Source organism: Vibrio sp. VGrn 2, from assembly GCF_009361695.1.
Classification (GTDB): Bacteria; Pseudomonadota; Gammaproteobacteria; order Enterobacterales; family Vibrionaceae; genus Vibrio; species Vibrio diabolicus.
The window spans coordinates 327,140-350,457 of record NZ_RBWD01000004.1 but is presented as its reverse complement, the minus strand read 5'-3'; the positions used below and the strand labels follow the sequence as shown (position 1 = coordinate 350,457).

The window sequence follows — 23,318 nt, the reverse complement described above, 5'->3', positions numbered from 1 at the left end:
ATCGGGGTTGCGGACAGTGCCTGGTGGGTAGTTTGACTGGGGCGGTCTCCTCCCAAAGCGTAACGGAGGAGCACGAAGGTGGGCTAATCACGGTTGGACATCGTGAGGTTAGTGCAATGGCATAAGCCCGCTTGACTGCGAGAATGACAATTCGAGCAGGTGCGAAAGCAGGTCATAGTGATCCGGTGGTTCTGAATGGAAGGGCCATCGCTCAACGGATAAAAGGTACTCCGGGGATAACAGGCTGATACCGCCCAAGAGTTCATATCGACGGCGGTGTTTGGCACCTCGATGTCGGCTCATCACATCCTGGGGCTGAAGTCGGTCCCAAGGGTATGGCTGTTCGCCATTTAAAGTGGTACGCGAGCTGGGTTTAGAACGTCGTGAGACAGTTCGGTCCCTATCTGCCGTGGGCGTTGGAGAATTGAAAGGGGCTGCTCCTAGTACGAGAGGACCGGAGTGGACGAACCTCTGGTGTTCGGGTTGTGTCGCCAGACGCATTGCCCGGTAGCTAAGTTCGGGATCGATAACCGCTGAAAGCATCTAAGCGGGAAGCGAGCCTTGAGATGAGTTCTCCCTGATACTTTAAGTATCCTAAAGGGTTGTCGTAGACTACGACGTTGATAGGCAGGGTGTGTAAGCGTTGTGAGGCGTTGAGCTAACCTGTACTAATTGCCCGTGAGGCTTAACCATACAACACCCAAGGGGTTTTGATGGACTCAATGAAAGAACATTGAATGTGTAAGAACGAGAATTAAAAACAGCTTTCCGAATTAAAGAATTTGCTTGGCGACCATAGCATTTTGGACCCACCTGATTTCCATGCCGAACTCAGAAGTGAAACGAAATAGCGCCGATGGTAGTGTGGGGCTTCCCCATGTGAGAGTAGGACATCGCCAGGCTTTAAATTTGAAAAAGCCCACTCGAAAGAGTGGGCTTTTTTACGTTTCTGGGTTCTGAAAATTACCTAAGCACTCAGAACTCAAACATCTATCGTTAAGGTGTAATGTATTTACTCTCTGCTACTTTCCAAAAAGCCTTCACTAATGGATTCTCTAACTGATTTTTGGTGCAGCAGACACCAAGTTCAAACGGCTTAATTGGTAACACTTTTAAGCGATTTATCTTCTCCCTCACCGGGCTATTGTTGATCACGACATCAGGTGCGATACCCACACCGCATCCCAGTGCAACCATACTTACGATGGCTTCATGCCCTGACGTTTGCGCGTAGATATTCGGCTTTATTTTCATTTGTTTGAGCCAAGTATTGGCTCTATCTCTTGCTGTCCCTGCTTCTGGGAGAATGAATGGAATGACTGACCAGTTTGGTCTTTCTTTTTGTAGCTCCTCCGCAAATGAACTCACGCCGACAGGAGCGATGACAGAAAGTGGTATTTCACTGATCGTTTCAAATGCGATTTTGCTTGGCATCTGCTCAGATTTGGCTGAGATGGCAATATCGGCTTCATCTGCTAGAATTTTGTCGATCGCTTGAGCCGGGTCGCCGGTTGATAGCTTAAATTCGATAAAAGGATGCTGCAGACGAAAATCAGAGATTAACTCTGGCAGGTGGCTGTAGCTTGCAGTAACCGAACAAAAGAGACGGATTTCTCCTTTCAACTCGTCCTCTGCTCCCTTTAGGTGACTTTGGTACTGCTGCCATTCGCCAAGAATTTTGAAGGCGACAGGAACCAGTTTTTTGCCTTGGCTCGTTAAATCAACACTGCGATTGTCCCGCAAAAATAATTGTTGGCCAGTTTCTTCCTCTAGCTTTTGTACTTGTCTGCTCAAGGCTGAAGGACTCACATGCATCGCTGCTGCGGTCTTAGCGAAACTTTTACTCTCACACAGATGAATAAAAAGTTGCAGGCTTTTGATATTCATTAAATCTTCATTTCCATGTTGCACAAATTGCAATAACTAATTGTGAATATATCACTTTAAGCAATTTAATGTCTGTTTTAGTATGAAGTTATTCGGTAAGGCAATTACCGACCTCAATGGAAGAATCTCAAAGGAGCACCCAGATGGCTAATTATTTCAATACCTTAAACTTGCGCGAGCAGTTGGACCAATTAGGTCGTTGTCGCTTTATGGACCGTAGCGAATTTGCTTCAGAAGCGGATTACTTAAAAGGCAAGAAAGTGGTCATCGTAGGTTGTGGTGCTCAAGGTCTTAACCAAGGTCTGAATATGCGTGACTCTGGTCTAGACGTTGCTTATGCGCTTCGCCAAGCAGCGATTGATGAGCAACGCCAGTCATTCCAAAACGCAAAAGACAACGGTTTTGAGGTAGGTAGCTACGAAACGCTAATTCCACAAGCTGACTTAGTAGTAAACCTTACTCCTGATAAGCAGCACACAAACGTTGTTGAGACGGTAATGCCGCTAATGAAAGAAGGCGCAGCACTGGGTTACTCTCACGGTTTCAACGTTGTTGAAGAAGGCATGCAAATCCGTAAAGACCTAACGGTAGTAATGGTTGCACCTAAATGTCCGGGTACGGAAGTTCGTGAAGAATACAAGCGTGGTTTCGGTGTTCCAACTCTTATCGCTGTTCACCCAGAGAACGACCCAAAAGGTGAAGGTTGGGATATCGCGAAAGCTTGGGCTGCAGCAACCGGTGGTCACCGTGCAGGCTGTCTAGAGTCTTCTTTTGTTGCTGAGGTGAAATCTGACCTAATGGGTGAGCAAACTATCCTTTGTGGCATGTTGCAGGCTGGTTCTATCGTATGTTACGAGAAGATGATTGCTGACGGTATCGAACCTGGCTACGCAGGCAAGCTTCTTCAATACGGCTGGGAAACGATCACGGAAGCTCTGAAGTTTGGTGGTATCACTCATATGATGGATCGCCTAACTAACCCTGCGAAAGTGAAAGCATTTGAGCTTTCTGAAGAGCTAAAAGAGCTGATGCGTCCGCTATACAACAAGCACATGGATGACATCATCACAGGTCACTTCTCTAGCACGATGATGGCTGACTGGGCAAACGACGATGCAAACCTACTAGGCTGGCGTGCAGAAACGGGTGAAACTGCTTTCGAAAACTACCCAGAAACTGACGTAGAAATCTCTGAGCAGGAGTACTTCGATAACGGTATCCTGATGGTTGCTATGGTTCGTGCGGGTGTTGAGCTAGCATTCGAAGCAATGACGGCATCTGGCATCATCGATGAGTCTGCTTACTACGAGTCTCTACACGAGCTGCCACTTATCGCAAACACTATCGCACGTAAGCGTTTATACGAGATGAACGTGGTTATCTCTGATACGGCTGAATATGGTAACTACCTATTTGCTAATGTAGCAACGCCGCTACTGCGTGAAAAATTCATGCCTTCTGTTAGTACAGACGTCATTGGTAAAGGTCTAGGTGAAACGTCTAACCAAGTGGATAACGCGACTCTTATCGCTGTGAATGAAACAATCCGCAACCACCCTGTAGAATATATCGGTGAAGAACTACGTGGTTATATGACAGATATGAAGCGCATCGCGGTTGGTGGCTAATTTTCTTTGCTTCAAAGTAGAGAAAATATTAAATGAACTCTGGCCAGACTGGAGTCGATAAATACAAAAACACAACATCTAATCAAAAGGCTTGGTCGCCGTTGACCAAGCCTTTTTGTTTTTAGCCGATTTATCTGCGCGCCGATAAGAAAAACGCTCCTTTGTGAGGAGCGTTTTAACACTTATTTTTCTGCAAGCTTCTCTTCAAGCTCCGCCAATTTCTGTTCCATTTCTGTTAGCTTTTGACGTGTACGCAGTAAAACTTGAGTTTGAACATCAAACTCTTCACGACTTACAACATCTAGCTTGTTTAGTTGGCCTTGGATTACTTGACGAACTTTCTGATCAACATCAGAGCCCAACTCTTTTACAGGTTGAGGCATTGAGTCGTGAATCTGTTTAGCAATTTGCTCTAATTTCTTTGGGTCAAACATAGTGGCTAAAACTCCTTTTGATTTGTCCTCATTTTAAGTAAATGATACGTGAAAGTCGCCATTTAGATGGCAAAAAAGAGAGCGGCAATAAAAAAGGTCACCGAAGTGACCTTTTTGAATGCCTTAAAAGCTTATCTGTTATCCGCTAATTCACGGTGGGCTGCTTTCGCTTCATCAACTCGTGCCAACTTCTCCAAGTCTTTGTCTTCAACAAATACTGGCAGTGGTTTGTGTTTTTCTGCTAGGTAGCTGTAAATCACAGGTAGTACGAATAGTGTGAACAATGTACCAATTGCTAGACCAGCAACGATGACGATACCGATACTGAAACGTTGCGCGGCACCTGCACCTGTTGCGTACATCAGCGGGATCAGACCTGCGATCATTGCTGCGGTTGTCATTAGGATAGGGCGAAGACGCACTTTCGCAGCCTCCATCACCGCATCAATACGAGACAGTTTATTATGTAACTGCTCTTCTTTGGCTACTTCACAGATCAAGATACCGTGCTTGGTGATCAGGCCGACCAGCGTGATCAAACCAACCTGCGAGTAAATGTTCATTGAGGCCGTACCCCACGCCAACGCGATCAAGGCACCACATATTGCTAGCGGTACAGATACCATGATGACAATAGGGTCGCGGAGTGATTCAAATTGAATCGCCAGAACGAGGAAGATGATCGCAATTGCAAGACCAAAGGTTGCATACAAGGCACTACCTTCCGTTACAAACTGACGAGATTCGCCCATGTAATCGTGGTTATAGCCTGCAGGCAGTTTGGTTTGTGCGATGTCTTCAAACCAGTTAATTGCATCACCCATAGCAACGTTAGGCGATGGCACCGCACCTACCGTCGCGGAGTTTAACTGGTTGAAGTGTGGCAAAGAGCGAGGCTCTGCTATCACATCAATCGTAATCAAGCTGCTTAGTGGGACGGCTTTACCATCAACAGAACGCACATAGTAGTTCTTCATCGACTCTGGGTTTAGACGCCATTTACGTTCAACTTGAGGAATCACTTCATATGAGCGGCCGTTAAGGTCGATACGGTTAACGTAACCATCAGCCATCATGGTGCTGAGAGTGATACCAATATCTTGCATGGTCACACCGTAGGCACCCGCTTTGTCTTTATCGATCTTAATCTTCATGGTTGCTGAATCGTAGTTCAGGTCTAGATCGGAATAGACAAACATTGGACTACTTGCAACATCGGTCAGGATATCGCTAGCGATAGTAAACAAGCTTTCGAAGCTATTTGGTGTCGTAATTACAAACTGGACAGGTAGGCCTGAGCCCGCACCAGGCAGTTCTGGCATTTGGAACGCAGTGACAGACATACCTGGGACACTTGAAACTAGGCCTCCCACACGTTTTGTGATTTCAGATTGACTTGCTTCTCGTTCACTCCATGGCTTCAATGTTGCTAGACCAAACGCTTGGTTTGAGTTCGGCACACCGTTAAATACCTGAGCGTATTCTACTTCTGGCTGATCAGAGAGAATCTTATTCACGTCATCCATGGTGTTTTGGATGTAGTCCAAGTTCGCGTTTGATGGTGCGGTACCCATCAGAACAACTACACCTTTATCTTCGGATGGCGCCAGCTCACTAGGAATAAACTTAAACAGAATCGGTAAGCTCGCAAATACAATTAACGCAAATGCAATTACAACAGGACGGTGAGCCATGACTGCTGTAAGCATTTTCTCATAGCGATTGGTCATGCCATCAAGGATATGATGAACTTTTTGCTCAAACTTGCTCGGCTTTTCGTTCGCCTTCAGCATCTTTGAACACATCATAGGTGATAGCGTTAAAGCGATGATACCGGACACAAATACCGAACCTGCTAGCGTTAAAGCGAACTCTTTGAACAACGAGCCCGTAATACCGCCCATCAACGCGATTGGTGCGTATACCGCACCTAGCGTTAATGTCATCGCAATAACTGGCACAGCAATTTCGCGCGTACCAATGATTGCTGCACGGAATGGTGACTCGCCTTCTTTGATATGACGGTCCACGTTTTCTAGCACCACGATCGCGTCATCCACCACCAGGCCGATGGCAAGTACCATCGCTAGTAGTGTCATCAAGTTCCAAGAGAAGCCCATTGCCTGCATAACCATCGCCACACCAATCAAAGAGAGTGGAATAGTGACGATAGGAATGATGACCGCACGGAACGAACCTAGGAACAGTGTGATCACTACAAGTACGATAATTGCCGCTTCAAGAATCGTTTTCACTACTTCGTGAATTGACTCGTTGATCGCAATGGTAGAGTCGTACATCACGTTCATTTTGATGTTACTTGGTAAGTTGCGCTCAAGTTGAGGTAATAATTCAAGCACATCAGCAGCGATGTTGATTGGGTTGGCACTTGGCGCGGCGTTGATTGCAGCAACCACGGCTTCTTGGCCGTTTGCACTCGCACGGTAAACGTCGTGACTCTTCTCAAGTGTTACCTTCGCGATATCACCTAAGCGAATAACGTCCCCTTCACCCGTTTTTACGACCAACGCTTCAAGCTCAGCGACGTTTGATACCTGAGTATCCGCGCTGCCGTTATAAAGCACGAACTCACCCGTCGCTTGACCCGTCGCAGATTGGTAGTTGTTGGCGTTAAGAACGCTCATCACATCCGTTGCAGTCAGCTTTAATGCGCCCATTTTGGCTGGATCTAGCCATACGCGCAGCGCGTATTTCATACCACCGTAAAGGTCGACTTTTGATACACCATTTACAGTGAATAGCTGTGGGTTGATTACACGCTCAAGGTAGTCGGTGATCTGGCTGGAAGACAACTCGTCACTGGTAAAACCAATATACAATACCGCGGTAGTTGAACCAGTCGACATCGTTACAGTCGGGTCTTCAGCTTCTTTTGGAAGCTGGGAACGTACCGAGTTGGTTTTCGCTAAGATGTCAGCCAATGCCGCGTTCGGGTCGGTATTCAACTTCATGTTGACGGTAATGGTTGATTTACCTAACACCGATTGCGAGGTCATATAATCAATATTATCGGCTTGCGCCACCGCTTGCTCCAAGGGCTGAGTAATAAAGCCCTGGATCAAGTTGGCACTTGCACCGTAGTAACTGGTGGTCACGGTGACCACTGTATTCGTCATTTCAGGGTATTCACGAACTTGCATTTTGAACACGGCTTGCAAACCAAGCAATGCAATCAAAAAACTGATCGATACCGCTAAAACTGGACGTTTTATAAAAACATCTGTAAAGCGCATGATGCCTCCAACTTAAAGCATTGGTGTTTCAGCAGGTGGGGTAGTTGCATCGCTTTCAACAATGCTTACTTTTGCGTGGTTACTTAAACGGACTTGACCCGATGTCACCACTACATCACCTGGCTTCACGCCTTCTAGAATGTGTGCGATATCTTTAGAGCGTTCGCCAACTTTTACCACATGCTGCTTAACGCGTTTCTCGCCATCTTCTTCCGTTACGATGTAAACATTGTCGCCGTATAGCGTAAACGTGATCGCAGTTTGAGGCAGAGTGACCTGATTTTCTAATTTAGGCAGAATGATGTTTGCACGAGCGAACATACCACTACGCAGTTTGCCATCACTGTTAGGGATATCTGCTTGAACCTGAATCAAGCCACTTTGTACGTTAACCGCAGGCTCAATCGCAGAAATTGAACCTTTGAAAGGCTGATCTGGGTAGGCATCCACGAAGATATCCACTTCTTGGTCGATATTGATACGTGAAATATCGGTTTGCGGCACGGTAAAGCGTAAGCGCATCACGCTGGTGTCTTCCAGGCGAACAATATCGGTACCCGCTTGTAGGTACTGACCTAGGTACACGTTACGAATACCTACTACACCATCAAATGGCGCTTTGATCTCGCGTCGGTCGATGGTCGCTTTCAAGCTTTCAATGTCCGCTTTTAAGGAGAAGTAGTTCGCTTCTGCTTCGTCATACGCTTCTTTAGAAATAGAGCCTTTTTTAAATAGCCCTTGGTAGCGTTTGTATTTCGCTTCTGCTGCTGGCAACTTGGCTTGCGAGCTCTTTAAATTCGCTTTCTCAACGTCAGAGTCAAGCAGTACTAATGGCTGACCTGCTTTGACTTGAGTGCCGGAATCAAATGCGATTTTGTCGATAACACCACTGGTTTCGTTTGCGACCGTCACACCTTGGTTTGGTTCGATAAAACCGATAGCCTCGATCACTGGTACCCAATCAACCGCTTGTACTTCCGTCACGGTTACTGGGAACTCAGGTTCAGGACGGTTTGCCATGTATTCAGCAATCTTTTGTTGCTTAAATAAATTGAAACCTATCACGCTGCCGAACAAGAGAACGGCGATAAGTAACATAAAGAAAGTCCACTTTTTCATTCTATTAAGAACTCCAAGTTAGTGTTTAATAATTGCATCCCAACTGGCTTCAATAGCAGCTTCTAATGCCGCCTTATCCAGTTGATAAAATCCCAAAGCGTGTTTCCTAGCAAGTGCAACACTTGCCTCAAAACTCAATCCAGAAAGCACTTCGTTATCGAGAGGCTTGAATACGCCCTCTTCTTTCCCCTGATTAAAAAGAAGATCTACTTGGGCAAACATTTGTCTTTCAAGTTCCCGAGCTTTGCTACTATTTGAACAGGGTAGAGACTCATATTGAACTCGATTGCTGAGCGCATTTAAATTCGAGCTCGCTAGATTCCAAATATTGAGCCACATGGTTCGATATCGCTGTTTTAAAGGCATCTCTTCACTCACGCCCAGTTGCACAGCCGTAGCGACGCGCTTTGCAACGTTAAGGCGTAACTCCTCCAAAAGATGTTCTTTATCTGAGAAATAACGATAAATCGTTCCTGCTGCGACACCTGCTTCATTGGCGAGCTTTTGCATGGAAAGCCCTTGAAAGCCGGATTCAGCAATGAGTTGCTCTGCAGCGACTAAGATTTGTTCTCGCTTATCTACAGCAGGGTTATCCTTCATAATCCTACCACTAGTGAATGAACGTTCATTCATTATAGCTCAAATACCCGCCTTTTATGCAACAGAATGTTGCGCTTGTTGGTATGAAAATTACAAGAAATCAGCGTAGCTTTCACGAGGCCACCCCTTTATCATAGGCGCCACATTTATCACCCGCAGAGAATTTCTATGAAGCTGAACCCTAGTCAAGATGAAGCCGTGAAATACGTGTCTGGTCCATGCCTAGTGCTAGCTGGTGCTGGCTCGGGCAAAACTCGTGTTATTACCAATAAAATCGCTTATCTGGTTCAGCAATGTGGCTACAAAGCGCGTAATATTGCAGCGGTGACGTTTACCAACAAAGCGGCGCGTGAAATGAAAGAACGTGTCGGCCAAACGTTGGGGAAAGCAGAGTCTAAAGGTTTGATGGTATCAACGTTCCACACCTTGGGATTAAACATCATCAAACGCGAATACAAGCATTTAGGATTGAAAGCGGGCTTTTCACTGTTTGATGACCAAGACCAACTGGCGCTACTCAAGGAACTTACCGAAAAGCAGCTTGATGGTGATAAAGACCTGCTACGTCAGCTTCTGAGTTGTATTTCCAATTGGAAAAACGACATGTTGACGCCAGAGCAAGCCAAAGCGCGTGCGCAAGGTGAGCAGCAACAATTGTTTGCGTTCTGCTTTGATATGTACCAAAAGCAAATGAAAGCCTATAACGCGCTCGATTTTGATGACCTAATTTTGATGCCCGTTTTACTTTTGCGCAATCATGAAGACGTTCGTCAACGTTGGCAGAACCGCATCCGTTATCTACTGGTCGATGAGTACCAAGATACCAACACGAGCCAATATGAGTTGGTGAAATTAATCGTCGGTGAACGTGGGCGATTGACGGTCGTAGGAGATGATGACCAGTCCATTTATTCATGGCGTGGTGCGAAGCCTCAGAACCTAGTCTTGCTGGGTGAAGATTACCCGAATTTGCGATTGATTAAGTTGGAGCAAAACTACCGCTCTACGAGTCGAATCCTGCGTGCGGCCAACATTTTGATAGCCAACAACCCTCACGTCTATGAGAAGTCCTTATTTTCAGAAATTCCTGACGGTGAAAAACTCAAAGTGTTGTTGGCTAAAAATGAAGAGCACGAGGCTGAGCGTGTCACGGGGGAGTTGATTGCACACAAATTCTTGAATCGAACCGACTATCGTGATTACGCAATTTTGTACCGTGGTAACCACCAATCGCGCTTAATTGAAAAGTCTCTGATGCAAAACCGTGTGCCTTATAAAATTTCTGGCGGCACCTCGTTTTTTGCACGCGCAGAAATTAAAGACATCATGGCGTATTTGCGTGTTTTGGTTAATCCAGATGACGACAATGCATTCTTACGCATTGTGAATACACCACGACGTGAAATTGGCCCAGTAACTTTAGAAAAGCTAGGCAGTTATGCCAATATGCGTGGGAAGAGCCTGTTTGAGTCGAGTTTTGAAATGGGGCTCGAACAGCACTTAACGGGACGCGGCCTGGAAAATTTACGTCGTTTCACCCAATGGTTAGTGGCGATTGCTGACCAAGCTGAGCGTGGTGATACCGTCGAAGCGGTTCGCTCGCTAGTTCGCGATATCCATTATGAAGATTGGCTATACGAAACTTCAGCAAGCCCGAAAGCCGCTGAAATGCGAATGAAGAACGTTTCTGATCTTTACTCCTGGATAGTGGCGGACCTAGAAGGTGACAACTACGATCAAGAAGAGAAAACGTTAAAAGAAGTCGTTCAGCGTTTGACCTTGCGTGACATGATGGAACGTGGCGAAGAAGATGAAGACAGCGATGCAGTACAACTGATGACGCTGCACGCATCAAAAGGCCTTGAGTTCCCATATGTATACCTAATTGGGTCTGAAGAAGGTATTTTACCGCACCAAACCAGTATTGATGAAGACAACGTCGAAGAAGAGCGTCGTCTGATGTATGTTGGCATTACCCGTGCGCAGCGTGAACTGACTTTCACTATGTGCAAAGAGCGTCGACAGTTCGGCGAGTTGATCAAACCGACTCAAAGCCGCTTTTTGGATGAGCTGCCATTTGATGACGTTGAATGGGAAGTGAATAAAAAGCCAGTATCAGCAGAAGAGCGTATGGCGAAAGGTCAGGCACACATTGCCAATATTCGAGCAATGTTTAAGAAGTAGAGTAACCTTGTGTTCACTGACTAAAAACAAAAAGGCTTGCCAGTTGGCAAGCCTTTTTCGTTGATGTCTTTACTTATAGACCTTCAATCATGTGGTCGATTGCTGCGATGATTTCATCGTCAGAACAGTCCATACAGGTTCCTTTGGCAGGCATCGCATTGAAGCCTTCTAACGCGTGCTTCACTAACGTCTCTTTGCCTTGTGCAATACGCGGTGCCCAGTCATCGGCATTACCCGTTTTAGGTGCGCCGTTTACACCAGATGCGTGACAAGCAATACAAAAAGTACCATAAACTGTGGCGCCATCACGTGGACCGGTTGGTTCTTCTTTCACTGGCTCAGAACCCGCTAGATAAACATCACCGACAGGTTGGATGCGTTCTGCGATCGCATCGTATTCAGTTTGGCTGATGTCAGAAGCTAAAGCTGCCGTAGAAAACGTTAAGGCAGCGAACAAAACGCTAATCATTTGTCGAGACATATCCATTAAACCCACTTCACATTCCCGAGGTAAGTAACTTACCTATTTATATAGTTAGAGTATTAATGCCGAGCAGAGAAATCACTAAATTCCACTGAATGGCATAGAATGATTAGACAACTTGGTTGCAGCTGTTAAATCAATGTAAATAATGGGTGATTATATCCCGATAACTTGTTGCAATAAACAACAAGTTATCCATGACAGGGCGTGAATCACATCAAAAATTCAGTTTAAAGGAAGATAACTGTCGAAAAAGAGACCAAACGATAAAAAAAGTAAAAAAAGTACTAGACGGCATAGTGTGATATCCGTATTATTCCACTCCGCCGATAGGGCATGCGCCCGTAGCTCAGTTGGATAGAGCGTTGGCCTCCGGAGCCAAAGGTCGAAGGTTCGAATCCTTTCGGGCGTACCATTGCCTCGGAGGATACATCGGTAAAAATCAGTGGTGGCTATAGCTCAGTTGGTAGAGCCCCGGATTGTGATTCCGGTTGTCGCGAGTTCAAGTCTCGTTAGCCACCCCATTCTTTCTTTTTTAGATTGAATGCGGTAGCATTACTTCCAATCTTGATGAAATCAAGATAAAACATCGTCGGTGAATAGCGCAGTTTGGTAGCGCATCTGGTTTGGGACCAGAGGGTCGGGGGTTCGAATCCCTCTTCACCGACCACTATTTAGTTTATGGCTGAGATAGCGGTAAACATGACAATTTGATGGTGGCTATAGCTCAGTTGGTAGAGCCCCGGATTGTGATTCCGGTTGTCGCGAGTTCAAGTCTCGTTAGCCACCCCATTCTTTATTTAAAGAATATATGCTCGGTGAATAGCGCAGTTTGGTAGCGCATCTGGTTTGGGACCAGAGGGTCGGGGGTTCGAATCCCTCTTCACCGACCACTATTAGAAAGCCTGCTTTTTAGCAGGCTTTCGTCGTTTTAGAGTTTATGATCTCGCTTGGACTGTATTAGTCGGTAATGTATCAATGGATTTGAACCCAAGTGGGGTTCGCCTGAAGTTAGAATTCGGCTCTTCACCGACCGCTATTTAGAGCCCCAGTCGAAAGACTGGGGCTTTGTGTTTTTCTAATCCGCTATTTTTATTGGGCGAGTGTTTTAAGGATTTCTCTCAGTTCTACCGTTTCTTGGATTTCAAAATTGGGCGTTATATCTGTTGAGTTACTCGCACCTGTCGCATTCACCCACACACTCAAAATACCCATATTGTTAGCGCCTGCTATATCTGCTGGTAAAGAGTCGCCAATGTGTAGGGCTTCTTCTGGTTTTACTTCGACCAAGTCGAGCGCTTTTTGGAAAATGCTCGCAGCGGGCTTCTCTTCAGGCTCTTCTCCCCCCACAATAATATGGTCCACCCAGTCGCTCATCTGTGTCGCGCTGAGTTTAGGGTGTTGAGAAAAAATCGGGCCGTTAGTGATCACGACGAGTTTATAATGCTGACGAAGGTCGCTGAGCATTTCTTTTACACCAGGGAAGAAAGTGAACGCGCCCATACGTGCAGAGTCAAAGTAGTCTTGAGCTTGTTGAGCCTCTTCGGCATTAATGCTGACTCCGTGCTCCGCCAATATGTTTTGGATCAGGCCACAACGGAACGCGTTTTCATCAGGTAGCAGAGCCACAAGGTGAGGGAATTCCGCATTCAGCTTCTTGTACACACCCTGTAAGTAGCGCTGTAAGAAAGCTTGTGGTTCGGTAACTTGCGGGTAGGTCTTATGAATCCAAGTCGTAAACTTTTGTCCTGCAACTTTATCGGCTTGTGACGTCGCACATAAAGTCTCGTCCATATCAAAAAAAATCGCTTTAAGCACAGGGGCTCCTTTCATTTACAGCTTGGCTCTAACATTGATTATCTATTATCCCACTCTCAATTGTGCCGTAAAGGGTTAAAACCGACGTGTTTCACCTACAATGGGAGAGTGATGGTAACCGCATTTTCTTTTGTTTAGTCAACAAACCGCTTAAGTGGCGCATAATCGTCGTCGACAAAGGATTTGTGTGGTTTTGCTGTTGTGTTCACGTTTTAGCCTATCCTTTCTCTTTCTAAGTTTGGCTTTTTATATTTGCCGACTATTTTATTAATAGTTTTTTATGTTGAAAAATTGCTTTTCGCATACGATATTGTTTGTTAAATGTTAATAATCACATATGAATAATGTGGGTAATGGTTCTGGTTGGCCCATGCTTATTTTTAGAGCATTTTTCTAGTTTTATTGGTGTATGGCGCACAAAAATAGTGTGATATGAAAGTGGTTAAATACTTGTTAATGCATTTTTATTCGCTCATTGTGCGTTTATTTAATGTTTTCTCGGCGGAATATACTTTAATTGTTGCTTTTTTGTGTGATTTTTGCCAAATTGTTTCCGCATTAAGATTTCAGAGTATTATTCTGAATTTGAACGGATTCATTCAGGTGATGAATGGTGCCTTTGGCGCGATTCGATACCACAGACAAGGCAGTAGAGGTCTGAAATGTCACTATTAGAAGTGAAAAACCTTCGTATTGAATACCCATCCCGACACGGCGTTCACGCTGCCGTGAAGTCACTTTCTTTTCATATTGAACGTGGTGAAATCGTGGGTGTTGTTGGCGAATCAGGTGCGGGTAAATCCACCGTTGGTAACGCCGTTATTGATTTGCTTAGCCCTCCAGGTCGCGTTGCTAGCGGCGATGTTTTCTTGGATGGAGAAAAAATTTCTGGTTTATCACCAGAAGCGATGCGTAAGGTTCGCGGATCGAAGATTGGTTTTATTTTCCAAGATCCAATGACCTCACTTAACCCACTTTTTACGGTTGAGCAGCAGCTGAAAGAGACGATCCACGCCAACATGAAAGTCTCTGATGAAGAGGCGTATCAGCGTGCGCTTTCTCTGATGCAGCAAGTTGGCATCCCGCAGCCAGAAAACCGCTTAAAACAATACCCACACCAATTCTCTGGTGGTATGCGTCAGCGTGTCGTCATTGCGATTGCTTTGGCTGGTGAGCCAGATCTGATCATTGCGGACGAACCAACTACGGCGTTAGACGTTTCTATCCAAGACCAAATCCTCAACTTGATCCGAGAATTGTGTATCAAGAACAATGTCGGCTGTATGCTGGTTACTCACGATATGGGTGTGGTCTCCAACGTCACTGACCGCGTCGCGGTAATGTATCGTGGTGACTTGGTGGAGTTTGGACCAACAGCCAAAGTGTTGGGCGATCCTGATCACTCCTATACTCGCAGTCTAATTTCAGCCGTTCCACGTTCAGACAGAAAGCTAGATCGCTTCCCTTTGGTCAGCTACATCGAAGAAGCGGCAGAAATGGAGCCTCTCGACATCAAGAATCACTGGCTAGGACAAAGCCAGGATGAGCGCGAGTACACAGGCCCGCTTTTAGACGTGAAGAACGTTAATCTACGCTTTGTCACCAAAGACTCTTTATTTGAAAGCCGTCGCGAATACGTGCAGGCATCCAATAATGTGAGCTTTGAAGTGCATGAAGGCGAAACCTTTGGTTTGGTGGGTGAGTCTGGCTCTGGTAAATCAACCATTGCGCGAGTTATTGCTGGTTTATACCAACCTAACTCTGGTCAGGTGAAGTTTGAGGGGATTGACCTGACAGCTTTAACCTCTGAGAAAGAACGCCGCCCAATGCGTCGTCAAATGCAGATGGTGTTCCAAAACCCGTATACCTCAATGAACCCTCGTATGAAGGTATTCGATATTATTGCTGAGCCAATCCGTTTTCATAAACTGACGAAAAACGAGTCGGAAACTCGCCAAATCGTGAATGACCTATTGGATCATGTTGGTTTGGGTCGAATGGCTGGGCTTAAGTACCCTCATGAATTCTCCGGTGGTCAGCGTCAGCGTATTTCTATTGCGCGTGCGTTGGCGACTCGTCCTCGACTTTTGATTTGTGATGAACCGACCTCAGCACTGGACGTATCGGTACAGGCACAAATTCTAAACTTGCTGAAAGATCTGCAAAGTGAGCTGAACTTGACTATGTTGTTTATCAGCCACGATTTACCTGTTATTCGTCAGATGTGTGACCGAGTAGGTGTGATGCAAATGGGTACACTGTTAGAAGTAGCACCAACAGAACAGTTATTTACGGCACCTCAACACGAATACAGCAAAAAATTGATTTCTCTGATGCCTGAATTTACAGGCTTGCGAGAAGAGATCGAAACGGCATAAACCAAGCACCTCGCTTGGCTAACCTTTAGTCATAACAAAGACGCAAACACAACAACAAGGGATCCGTATCCCCGCATGAAGGAGTTATGCAAATGAAAACCATGAAAAGCAAATTAGCAGTGGCGCTAATGGCGGCGGGCCTAAGCTTTAATGCACTGGCAGCAGATATCAAAGTTGGCTACGCAGCTGACCCAGTATCGCTTGACCCACATGAGCAGCTATCAGGTGGCACACTGCAAATGTCACACATGGTATTTGATCCGTTAGTTCGCTTTACTCAAAAAATGGATTTCGAACCTCGCCTAGCGGAAAGTTGGGAACGCATTAACGATACTACTGTTCGTTTCAAACTGCGTGAAGGTGTGAAATTCCACTCTGGTAATACCCTAACGGCTGACGACGTTGTATGGACGTTTGAGCGTCTACAAAGTTCTCCTGATTTTAAAAACATTTTCGACCCGTACGAGAAAATCGTCAAAGTGGACGACAACACGTTCGATCTTGTAACCAAAGGTCCTTACCCACTAGTGCTGCAAACTGCAACGTACATTTTCCCTATGGATAGCAAGTTCTACACGGGTAAAACCGCAGACGGCAAAGACAAGTCTGAACTAGTGAAGCACGGTAACTCATTCGCATCGACTAACGTTTCTGGCACGGGTCCGTTCATCGTGACATCACGTGAGCAGGGCGTAAAAGTGGAATTTGAACGCTTTACAGATTACTGGGACAAAGAGTCGAAAGGTAACGTTGATAAGCTAACGCTTGTTCCAATCAAAGAAGATGCGACTCGTGTAGCTGCGCTACTTTCTGGCGGCGTTGACATGATTCACCCGGTAGCACCAAACGATCACAAACGTGTGAAAGACGCAGACGGCATCGATCTAGTAACGCTACCAGGTACTCGTATCATCACGTTCCAACTAAACCAAAACAGCAACGAAGCACTGAAAGACGTTCGCGTTCGCCAAGCGATTGTTCACGCAATCAACAACGAAGGCATCGTGAAGAAAATCATGAAAGGCTTCGCGACAGCAGCTGGCCAGCAGAGTCCAACTGGCTACGTTGGTCACGATGACAAGCTAGTACCTCGCTACGATCTGAAGAAAGCAAAACAACTGATGAAAGAAGCGGGTTACGAGAACGGCCTGACGCTAACTATGATTGCGCCAAACAACCGCTACGTAAACGATGCGAAAGTAGCGCAAGCGGCGGCGGCAATGTTGTCTAAGATTGGCATCAAGGTTGATCTGAAAACTATGCCAAAAGCGCAATACTGGCCTGAGTTTGATAAGTGTGCGGCAGACATGCTGATGATTGGTTGGCACTCGGATACAGAGGACTCGGCAAACTTCAACGAGTTCCTAACCATGACTCGTAACGAAGAAACCGGTCGTGGTCAGTACAACTGTGGTCACTACTCAAACCCAGAAATGGACAAAGTGGTTGAAGCTGCAAACGTAGAGACGGACCCTGCGAAACGTGCAGCAATGCTGAAAGGTGTCGAAGCGACGCTATACAACGATGCTGCATTCGTACCGCTACACTGGCAAAGTGAAGCGTGGGGTGCGAAGTCTAACGTGAAAGCCGCAGACATCGTGAACCCAATGGTAATGCCTTACTTTGGCGACCTAGTTGTCGAGTAATCATACTTAGTCATGACAGAGAGGGGCGCCAGTCCTTCTCTGTTTTCGACACTTGGCTCGTTTTTATTTCAGTCGGATTGAGCCAGTTTTACAGACTGAATTTTCTCTCTAAGTTTAGAGATCTATGGATAGTTAAGGGGCAAGGAATGTTTTCGTTTCTGGTCAAGCGCCTGTTTCAGGCACTGATAGTGATGTTTGTGATCAGTTTGGTGGCGTTTGCCATTCAGGACAACCTGGGTGATCCGCTGCGTGAGCTTGTAGGTCAGTCGGTTTCGGAATCGGAGCGCCAAGCGCTACGCGACGAATTGGGCCTGAACGATCCCTTTATCACAAAGTACACGCGCTTTGTGGGTAATGCACTGCAAGGTGATTTGGGTACATCATACTTTTTCAAGCGACCTGCGGTTGAGGTGATCCTCGATAAGCTGGTGGCAACATTAGAGCTCGTGTTTGGCGCGACGCTCATTATTATCGTTTTCTCTATACCACTCGGGGTGTATTCCGCGATTCACCCGAAGAGTGTCTTTACCAAATTTGTTATGGCGATGAGTAGTGTCGGCATCTCGATTCCGGTGTTCCTAACCGCAATCATGCTGATGTACGTCTTCTCCATCGAACTCGGCTGGCTGCCTTCCTACGGACGAGGTGAAACCGCTAACGTGCTTGGTTGGGAATCTGGCTTCTTTACCATCGATGGTATTAAGCACCTTATCCTGCCGTGTATTGCGCTAGCGTCTATCATGCTGCCGTTGTTCATCCGTCTGGTACGTTCAGAAATGCTGGAAGTACTGAGCTCGGAATACATTAAGTTCGCCAAAGCAAAAGGTTTGAACTTACAAAAGATTTATTACCAACATGCACTTAAGAACACCATGCTGCCAGTATTGACGGTAGGTGGCGTGCAGATTGGTACCATGGTGGCTTACACCATCCTAACCGAAACCGTATTCCAGTGGCCGGGTACAGGCTTTCTTTTCCTAGAGGCAATCAACCGTGTCGATACACCGTTGATCACAGCTTACGTTATCTTTGTTGGTCTGATTTTCGTGGTAACCAATACCATCGTTGATTTGCTGTACGGCATCATCAACCCAACTGTGAACTTAACTGGAAAAGGAGCTTAATCATGAGCCAATCAAATGTAACACCAGCTCCTGAAGCCGCTCCATCTGCATGGCAGCGTTTTAAAGAGTCGGACTTCTTGTATTACTTCAAGCGCGACAAAGTGGCGATGGCAAGTTTTACGGTCTTTATGATGTTCTTAGTGTTGGCATTAGCTGCGCCAATTCTAGCTCCGACTGACCCGTATGATCTGACGTCTATCGACATCATGGATTCAGAGCTACCACCGTCTTGGATGGAAGAGGGCGATGAGCGTTTTGTTCTTGGTACTGATGAGCAAGGCCGTGATATTTTATCGACCATTCTTTACGGTTCTCGTTTGTCTTTGACGATCGGCTTTTTAGCCGTCGGTCTTCAGTTGATTTTGGGTATCATCATTGGTTTGTCGGCGGGTTACTTCGGTGGTCGTATCGATAGCTTCTTGATGCGCTTTGCGGATGTTCAACTATCGTTCTCAACCATGATGGTGGCGATCATCGTATCGGCCATTTTCAAAGCCAGCTTTGGCAGCGATTTTTACAGCCAATACGCGGTGGTGATGCTGGTGGTGATCATCGGTGTGGCTGAATGGCCGCAATACGCACGTACCATTCGTGCTTCAGTACTGGCTGAGAAGAAGAAAGAATACGTAGAAGCGGCACGCGTGATGGGCTTTAAAGCGCCACGCATCATGTTCCGTCACATCCTGCCAAACTGTCTATCACCAATCTTGGTTATCTCGACGGTACAGGTAGCGAATGCGATCATGTCGGAAGCGGCACTGTCATTCCTAGGTTTGGGTCTTCCTGTTGATCAGCCGTCACTAGGTGCGCTGATCAGCATCGGCTTTAACTACATCTTCTCAGGTGCGTGGTGGATTACTGCCTTCCCAGGCATCGTGTTGGTTACACTGGTTCTGGTTATCAACTTATTGGGTGACTGGTTACGAGATGTATTCAACCCGAAACTGTACAAAGGTTAAGAATTTTCCCGCCAAGCGTTGTAAATTCGCTTAATTCCTTCCTAAACTGAGAGCCGGATGCAAATTCCGGCTCTTTTTTTGCTAGTTATTCTTTGTTCACATTTTTTTGGCGCTTTGCCGCCATAATGACCTTACCCACTAATTTAGAGTGAAGTGTATGGAAATGAAGAAGGCACAACACCCATCTCGTATCTTCCAAGCGAGCCTAGCTTTCGGCTTGTTGCTGGTATGCGCCCAGTTTTCTAGCCCAGTATCGGCGGAGGAGTTCCTTTGCCAAGCTACTCAAGCCAGCGAGAAAGAACTGCCGATGCTTGAGAAAACGTGCCCAATTGGTAACGGAGTATGGGGAAAGAAAGTGCCGCAAGGAGGCAACTACCTCTACTGGATTCAATGCGGATTACTACCAAAGCCAATGTCACTCGCGAAAGCAAAGCCGCTTTACAGCAAGATTACGACCGACGTGTGGATGAAGCCGGAGTCCCAAGGTTATCGCTGTTTGATTGGGCCTTATAAAGATCTGTCTGATGCGAGGGGAGATTTGCGGGGAGTCAAAACCTTGTCGAATTACAAAGAGGCTTTCATCCGCGTGGTTGGAAAAGAGAATAAACAGTCTACGACACTATCTAAACCCGCTGTGCCGTCGAAATCAGCCGCATCTTCGGTTAAGCCAACACCGACGGTGACCCCGAAACCCGCGCCAGTTCCTGCCGTGCGAGCTGATACCGACGCCTTTACAGCGCCGGCAGAGAAGTCAAAGACCAAGGCAAAAAATACACGTGATAATTCTTCCTCCAAGCCTGTTGCTAAGACCAAAGCGAAGCCAGTTGTGAGCGGGAATGATGACATTGAAGTTCGGTTGAGAACCTCCTTACAAGGCAAAACGTACGTGGTGCCATATTTACTCGATCACCACAATCAGTTTTACATGGAATACGGCAAGCCGTGGAATCGTCTCAACTACGAAAACTCGCAAAAAGTATGTCAGCAACTGGGTATGAGCTTAGCCAGCCCTGCAGAATTCAAAGTGTTGAGGGCGTCTGGTGTGATGGAAAAAAATCAATGGCCACTGCAACTGCCGTATTGGGGCAAAAGTAAGAAAGGTTTGTTCGCAGATCGTGAGCCAAACCAGCTCACCGGAACCTCATTATTGAACGTGGTGTGCGTGAAATAACGACTCAAATATTGCGGTCAAAAGATAGAAGAAAGCCCCGAGTTCGGGGCTTTTTTGCGGTCTCAAATATTATCGCTATTTGAGTGGCGTTTCTTTGTGACAGTTGGAGCAGATATACACTTCTTTGATGCCGACCAAGCGTTCCCAAAGCGTTCTGCGTCTTCTACGCAAATGCACGCTATCACAGCAAGGGTTAACGATGGTTGCTTTAGTCATCATCGCCAGGCTCCAAAATCGGGAGTGAACTCGCGATGCTTGTCATGGCTTCTTTGTTGTGAGAGTACAGACCATATTCCGGCGCGGATTCATGACCGTTTTGCTCTTTACTCCAACGAATACCGATGTAGAAGTCACCAAAATCACGGTTGATGTAACGATGACGAGTTTTGTAATCTGACTCTGAGCCTGTTTCTTTTAGAATCAGCAGCTCACGGCTTTCATCATTCTGGATTTCCCAATTACCTGGAGTTTGGAATCCTGTTGGCATGAACGACGTGTAGTTGTAAGTTTCAGCGTCGTACTCGTACGTACCTGACGAGTATTTCAGGACTTTGTCGTCGCCCGAGCCTTTACTTTCTACCATCAAGTCATGCTCTACCGTGCCGTGTTTGATGTGTTCTGCAACCGAAAGTGATTCTGCGAATGGTGTATTGCTTGAATCCATCCAGAACAGCTCATCATCTGAGATTTTAACGATCATTTGAGTGCCGTTATGCTCGGTTGTGTGCTGGTACAGCATTTCATACTCTTCGCCGTAGCTGTTGTATAGCTTGCCGTCTTTCAGCTCGACGTCTTCACAGTCTTTATTGTGGTATTCCGCGTAACCAGTTTGTTGGTCCAGATCGGCAAGAATGGCGTAGGCATCGTGTTCCCATGTGTCCTTTAGGAAGTCACTGATGTTTGCTTTGTACTCTTGATTCATCTCATCATGGTTTGAACCCCAGCAGAATAGTAGGCCTTCAGAGTCTTGCATCAACATGGCATAGCCAATTTCACCGTCTTTTTGAGCGAAGCTACCCATTTTCCATTCTTGACCGTTGAAGTGCTCGTGAGTGAAGCCCAAAGTCGGTACTACTGGTGGTGGCGTTACGCCTTCGATAACCGTTGGCATGCTGAGCGCAATCTGTACCGCGGTATGGCCATCTGTTGCGCTAATCGCAAGTGCTGCACCAGCTTCGCTCGCTTTTGTCGGTGTGCCTTTAATGGTGACAATCGCATTGCCATCCTCAGATACTGTTAGACCTTCAATGTCCACATAGTCCGCTGAGTAGTCGGTGATATGACCGTCTTTATCTTGGAACAAGCTAGAAATATCGAGAGTTTGTTCAAACACTTCACCTTGTTGTAGGTACCAACCATCAATGATGGACTGTAGATGCGCTTGTTCTGTTTCTACAACTATTGGTGGTAAGTTTGCCGATTCGATTTCGAACTTAAATACGGTGCTTACCGTACCCAAAACCTTACCTGAAGAATCAATGTCTTGCGCCGTTAGGACGATCTCAAAATCACCAGATTTTTCTACGATAGCAGTCGGATATAGAACAATCAGGTTGCCAGTTTGCGCAACTTCAATGCCTGTGCCTGCTAAGTTGTGCGTCAGTTTGGTTGTCACAAGGTTTTGGTCTTTGTCTGTGAAAAGACCTTCGATGTTTAGTTCAACGCCATCAAAGCCTGCGCCTTGTACGATTTTTGGTAATTTGCCAAGCTTATCTTTAGCAGCCTCTTCGACGGTTTCGTTTACGGTTAGCTTGTTATTGATTGCCGTTTCAGGTGCTAAGTTGTCGCTATTTGGGGTCGCGTCAGTGATGATTGGGCGTAGGCTTGCATCATTGATGTTTTCGCCGGATGCGATAAGACGATCGACTTCTTGGTTTGCCGCTTGAGCAAATTCAGTGGCCTTTTTCTCGTAGTTAGCTGGGTTTTGCGCTTTTGAGTCGGTCAGAATCTGAGCGGTTTTATGTAGTTCGGCGTTTTTTGTCGCACTTTCAACAAAATCACTGTACAGATCAATTGGTGCTTCTTCTGAGCCTCCTAGCGCTTGGTTTACCTTGGCTTTTGCGTCTTCTTCACTAATGGATGGATCTTTTGCCATTTCAATCGCAACAAGGTCTGTGATAGGTGAAATCACGTTTGACGATGTTGGTGCACGGAACACGATTTCGTGGGCCATGGCTTGGCCTGGATGATCCATATCAACCGTGTATTTGCCAGCGTACTCTTTAGAATCCAAAGCGATAAGCTGTTTCTGCTTTGCACCGTTTGGTGTAATGGTCTGCAGTGCTAGAGTGTTTTCTGGTTTTGCATCCAATTTAAGCTGACCTTTCTCATCGGTCAGACCAAGGAATGTTTCTTGAGTGTCCCATTGGCCGTTGTTGTTCGTATCTTCAAAAACAACTGCATGTTTGAAGTAGCCGTCAAAGCCTGTGATCACAACACCGTTGTTAGCACTGTTTGAACCACCATCTGAACCGCCACAGCCAGTAAGAGCGATAGCCACTGACGCTGCTAATAAACTCACCTTATTCATTATTCATTTGTCCTTGTTTCGTTTCCGAATGAGAAAGTCGCTTTTTTATTGTTTTTATCTTTCAATCTCACTAGTGAGATTGAAGAGAGTGGTGTCTTTTTA

16 protein-coding genes, 5 tRNA genes and 2 rRNA genes are annotated in these 23,318 nt (G+C 46.1%); 14 read left to right on the top strand and 9 right to left on the bottom strand.

Annotated features, from left to right (window positions below; translation table 11 throughout):
• Together D8S93_RS10285 and rrf are read left to right on the top strand one after the other, a co-directional pair.
• Positions 1 to 693: ribosomal RNA gene (locus tag D8S93_RS10285) — 23S ribosomal RNA — on the top strand; the annotation flags it as partial.
• 92 nt (positions 694 to 785) lie between these two features.
• A 5S ribosomal RNA gene (gene rrf / locus D8S93_RS10280) occupies positions 786 to 902 on the top strand.
• A gap of 94 nt (positions 903 to 996) precedes the next feature.
• On the opposite strand, the gene ilvY is transcribed toward rrf, so the two are convergent.
• On the bottom strand, positions 997 to 1,887 hold the full coding sequence (gene ilvY / locus D8S93_RS10275; protein WP_152813024.1) for an HTH-type transcriptional activator IlvY: 891 nt from the start codon (positions 1,885 to 1,887) through the stop codon (positions 997 to 999).
• Between the two features lie 143 nt (positions 1,888 to 2,030).
• On the opposite strand from ilvY, the gene ilvC reads away from it, so the two are divergent.
• On the top strand, positions 2,031 to 3,515 hold the full coding sequence (gene ilvC, locus D8S93_RS10270) for a ketol-acid reductoisomerase (RefSeq protein WP_152813022.1): 1,485 nt from the start codon (positions 2,031 to 2,033) through the stop codon (positions 3,513 to 3,515).
• 182 nt (positions 3,516 to 3,697) lie between these two features.
• On the opposite strand, the gene ubiK is transcribed toward ilvC, so the two are convergent.
• From ubiK to D8S93_RS10250, 4 genes are all read right to left on the bottom strand, one after another.
• The gene (gene ubiK, locus D8S93_RS10265; protein ID WP_005398178.1) at positions 3,698 to 3,949 is read right to left on the bottom strand and encodes a ubiquinone biosynthesis accessory factor UbiK; all 252 of its coding nucleotides are present in this window, start codon (positions 3,947 to 3,949) and stop codon (positions 3,698 to 3,700) included.
• 131 nt (positions 3,950 to 4,080) lie between these two features.
• The gene (vmeD, locus tag D8S93_RS10260) at positions 4,081 to 7,203 is read right to left on the bottom strand and encodes a multidrug efflux RND transporter permease subunit VmeD (RefSeq protein ID WP_152813020.1); all 3,123 of its coding nucleotides are present in this window, start codon (positions 7,201 to 7,203) and stop codon (positions 4,081 to 4,083) included.
• A gap of 12 nt (positions 7,204 to 7,215) precedes the next feature.
• A complete protein-coding gene (vmeC, locus tag D8S93_RS10255) occupies positions 7,216 to 8,322 on the bottom strand; it encodes a multidrug efflux RND transporter periplasmic adaptor subunit VmeC (protein ID WP_005398173.1) in 1,107 nt (368 codons plus the stop codon).
• Positions 8,323 to 8,340: 18 nt separating this feature from the next.
• A complete protein-coding gene (locus tag D8S93_RS10250; protein ID WP_005398171.1) occupies positions 8,341 to 8,922 on the bottom strand; it encodes a TetR/AcrR family transcriptional regulator in 582 nt (193 codons plus the stop codon).
• A gap of 168 nt (positions 8,923 to 9,090) precedes the next feature.
• Here D8S93_RS10250 and rep point away from each other — a divergent pair, with 168 nt between their 5' ends.
• The gene (rep, locus tag D8S93_RS10245; RefSeq protein ID WP_005398170.1) at positions 9,091 to 11,106 is read left to right on the top strand and encodes a DNA helicase Rep; all 2,016 of its coding nucleotides are present in this window, start codon (positions 9,091 to 9,093) and stop codon (positions 11,104 to 11,106) included.
• A 73-nt stretch (positions 11,107 to 11,179) separates the two neighbouring features.
• Here the strand turns inward: rep and D8S93_RS10240 are convergent, their stop codons facing one another.
• Positions 11,180 to 11,593, bottom strand: coding sequence for a c-type cytochrome (locus D8S93_RS10240; protein ID WP_012841248.1), 414 nt, complete (start codon positions 11,591 to 11,593; stop codon positions 11,180 to 11,182).
• A 335-nt stretch (positions 11,594 to 11,928) separates the two neighbouring features.
• On the opposite strand from D8S93_RS10240, the gene D8S93_RS10235 reads away from it, so the two are divergent.
• The 5 genes from D8S93_RS10235 to D8S93_RS10215 all read left to right on the top strand — a co-directional run bounded on the left by D8S93_RS10235 (position 11,929) and on the right by D8S93_RS10215 (position 12,483).
• A tRNA-Arg gene (locus D8S93_RS10235) sits at positions 11,929 to 12,005 on the top strand.
• 33 nt (positions 12,006 to 12,038) lie between these two features.
• Positions 12,039 to 12,114 (top strand) — tRNA-His (locus D8S93_RS10230).
• Positions 12,115 to 12,183: 69 nt separating this feature from the next.
• A tRNA-Pro gene (locus tag D8S93_RS10225) sits at positions 12,184 to 12,260 on the top strand.
• Positions 12,261 to 12,306: 46 nt separating this feature from the next.
• Positions 12,307 to 12,382, top strand: a tRNA-His gene (locus D8S93_RS10220).
• A gap of 24 nt (positions 12,383 to 12,406) precedes the next feature.
• Positions 12,407 to 12,483: transfer RNA gene (locus tag D8S93_RS10215), tRNA-Pro, on the top strand.
• 199 nt (positions 12,484 to 12,682) lie between these two features.
• On the opposite strand, the gene D8S93_RS10210 is transcribed toward D8S93_RS10215, so the two are convergent.
• Complete coding sequence (locus D8S93_RS10210; protein ID WP_005394354.1) at positions 12,683 to 13,408, bottom strand: HAD family hydrolase; 726 nt, start codon at positions 13,406 to 13,408, stop codon at positions 12,683 to 12,685.
• Between the two features lie 662 nt (positions 13,409 to 14,070).
• On the opposite strand from D8S93_RS10210, the gene D8S93_RS10200 reads away from it, so the two are divergent.
• From D8S93_RS10200 to D8S93_RS10175, 5 genes are all read left to right on the top strand, one after another.
• Positions 14,071 to 15,786 (top strand): dipeptide ABC transporter ATP-binding protein, encoded by a 1,716-nt coding sequence (locus D8S93_RS10200; RefSeq protein WP_005379108.1) that lies wholly within the window; start codon positions 14,071 to 14,073, stop codon positions 15,784 to 15,786.
• Between the two features lie 92 nt (positions 15,787 to 15,878).
• Positions 15,879 to 17,432, top strand: a complete 1,554-nt coding sequence (locus D8S93_RS10195) for an ABC transporter substrate-binding protein (RefSeq protein ID WP_104971109.1) — start codon at positions 15,879 to 15,881, stop codon at positions 17,430 to 17,432.
• 146 nt (positions 17,433 to 17,578) lie between these two features.
• Positions 17,579 to 18,556, top strand: coding sequence for an ABC transporter permease (locus tag D8S93_RS10190; protein WP_031780394.1), 978 nt, complete (start codon positions 17,579 to 17,581; stop codon positions 18,554 to 18,556).
• Positions 18,557 to 18,558: 2 nt separating this feature from the next.
• Entirely contained in the window at positions 18,559 to 19,515 is a 957-nt protein-coding gene (locus D8S93_RS10185; RefSeq protein ID WP_005394358.1) for an ABC transporter permease, read from the top strand.
• 157 nt (positions 19,516 to 19,672) lie between these two features.
• On the top strand, positions 19,673 to 20,686 hold the full coding sequence (locus D8S93_RS10175) for an SPOR domain-containing protein (RefSeq protein ID WP_152813014.1): 1,014 nt from the start codon (positions 19,673 to 19,675) through the stop codon (positions 20,684 to 20,686).
• A gap of 75 nt (positions 20,687 to 20,761) precedes the next feature.
• Here D8S93_RS10175 and D8S93_RS24835 read toward each other — a convergent pair whose 3' ends face one another.
• A complete protein-coding gene (locus D8S93_RS24835; RefSeq protein ID WP_012841245.1) occupies positions 20,762 to 20,905 on the bottom strand; it encodes a hypothetical protein in 144 nt (47 codons plus the stop codon).
• Positions 20,895 to 23,216, bottom strand: a complete 2,322-nt coding sequence (locus tag D8S93_RS10170; RefSeq protein WP_152813012.1) for an acid phosphatase — start codon at positions 23,214 to 23,216, stop codon at positions 20,895 to 20,897. The genes D8S93_RS24835 and D8S93_RS10170 overlap by 11 nt, the downstream gene beginning before the upstream one ends.
• Positions 23,217 to 23,318: the final 102 nt, after the last annotated feature.

Excerpts from the sequence above, each read along its gene's own strand:
- ilvY (WP_152813024.1), bottom strand. The coding sequence starts at position 1,887 with ATGAATATCAAAAGCCTGCAACTTTTTATTCATCTGTGTGAGAGTAAA.
- ilvC (WP_152813022.1), top strand. The coding sequence starts at position 2,031 with ATGGCTAATTATTTCAATACCTTAAACTTGCGCGAGCAGTTGGACCAA.
- ubiK (WP_005398178.1), bottom strand. The coding sequence starts at position 3,949 with ATGTTTGACCCAAAGAAATTAGAGCAAATTGCTAAACAGATTCACGAC.
- vmeD (WP_152813020.1), bottom strand. The coding sequence starts at position 7,203 with ATGCGCTTTACAGATGTTTTTATAAAACGTCCAGTTTTAGCGGTATCG.
- vmeC (WP_005398173.1), bottom strand. The coding sequence starts at position 8,322 with ATGAAAAAGTGGACTTTCTTTATGTTACTTATCGCCGTTCTCTTGTTC.
- D8S93_RS10250 (WP_005398171.1), bottom strand. The coding sequence starts at position 8,922 with ATGAAGGATAACCCTGCTGTAGATAAGCGAGAACAAATCTTAGTCGCT.
- rep (WP_005398170.1), top strand. The coding sequence starts at position 9,091 with ATGAAGCTGAACCCTAGTCAAGATGAAGCCGTGAAATACGTGTCTGGT.
- D8S93_RS10240 (WP_012841248.1), bottom strand. The coding sequence starts at position 11,593 with ATGGATATGTCTCGACAAATGATTAGCGTTTTGTTCGCTGCCTTAACG.
- D8S93_RS10200 (WP_005379108.1), top strand. The coding sequence starts at position 14,071 with ATGTCACTATTAGAAGTGAAAAACCTTCGTATTGAATACCCATCCCGA.
- D8S93_RS10195 (WP_104971109.1), top strand. The coding sequence starts at position 15,879 with ATGAAAACCATGAAAAGCAAATTAGCAGTGGCGCTAATGGCGGCGGGC.
- D8S93_RS10190 (WP_031780394.1), top strand. The coding sequence starts at position 17,579 with ATGTTTTCGTTTCTGGTCAAGCGCCTGTTTCAGGCACTGATAGTGATG.
- D8S93_RS10185 (WP_005394358.1), top strand. The coding sequence starts at position 18,559 with ATGAGCCAATCAAATGTAACACCAGCTCCTGAAGCCGCTCCATCTGCA.
- D8S93_RS10175 (WP_152813014.1), top strand. The coding sequence starts at position 19,673 with ATGGAAATGAAGAAGGCACAACACCCATCTCGTATCTTCCAAGCGAGC.
- D8S93_RS24835 (WP_012841245.1), bottom strand. The coding sequence starts at position 20,905 with ATGATGACTAAAGCAACCATCGTTAACCCTTGCTGTGATAGCGTGCAT.
- D8S93_RS10170 (WP_152813012.1), bottom strand. The coding sequence starts at position 23,216 with ATGAATAAGGTGAGTTTATTAGCAGCGTCAGTGGCTATCGCTCTTACT.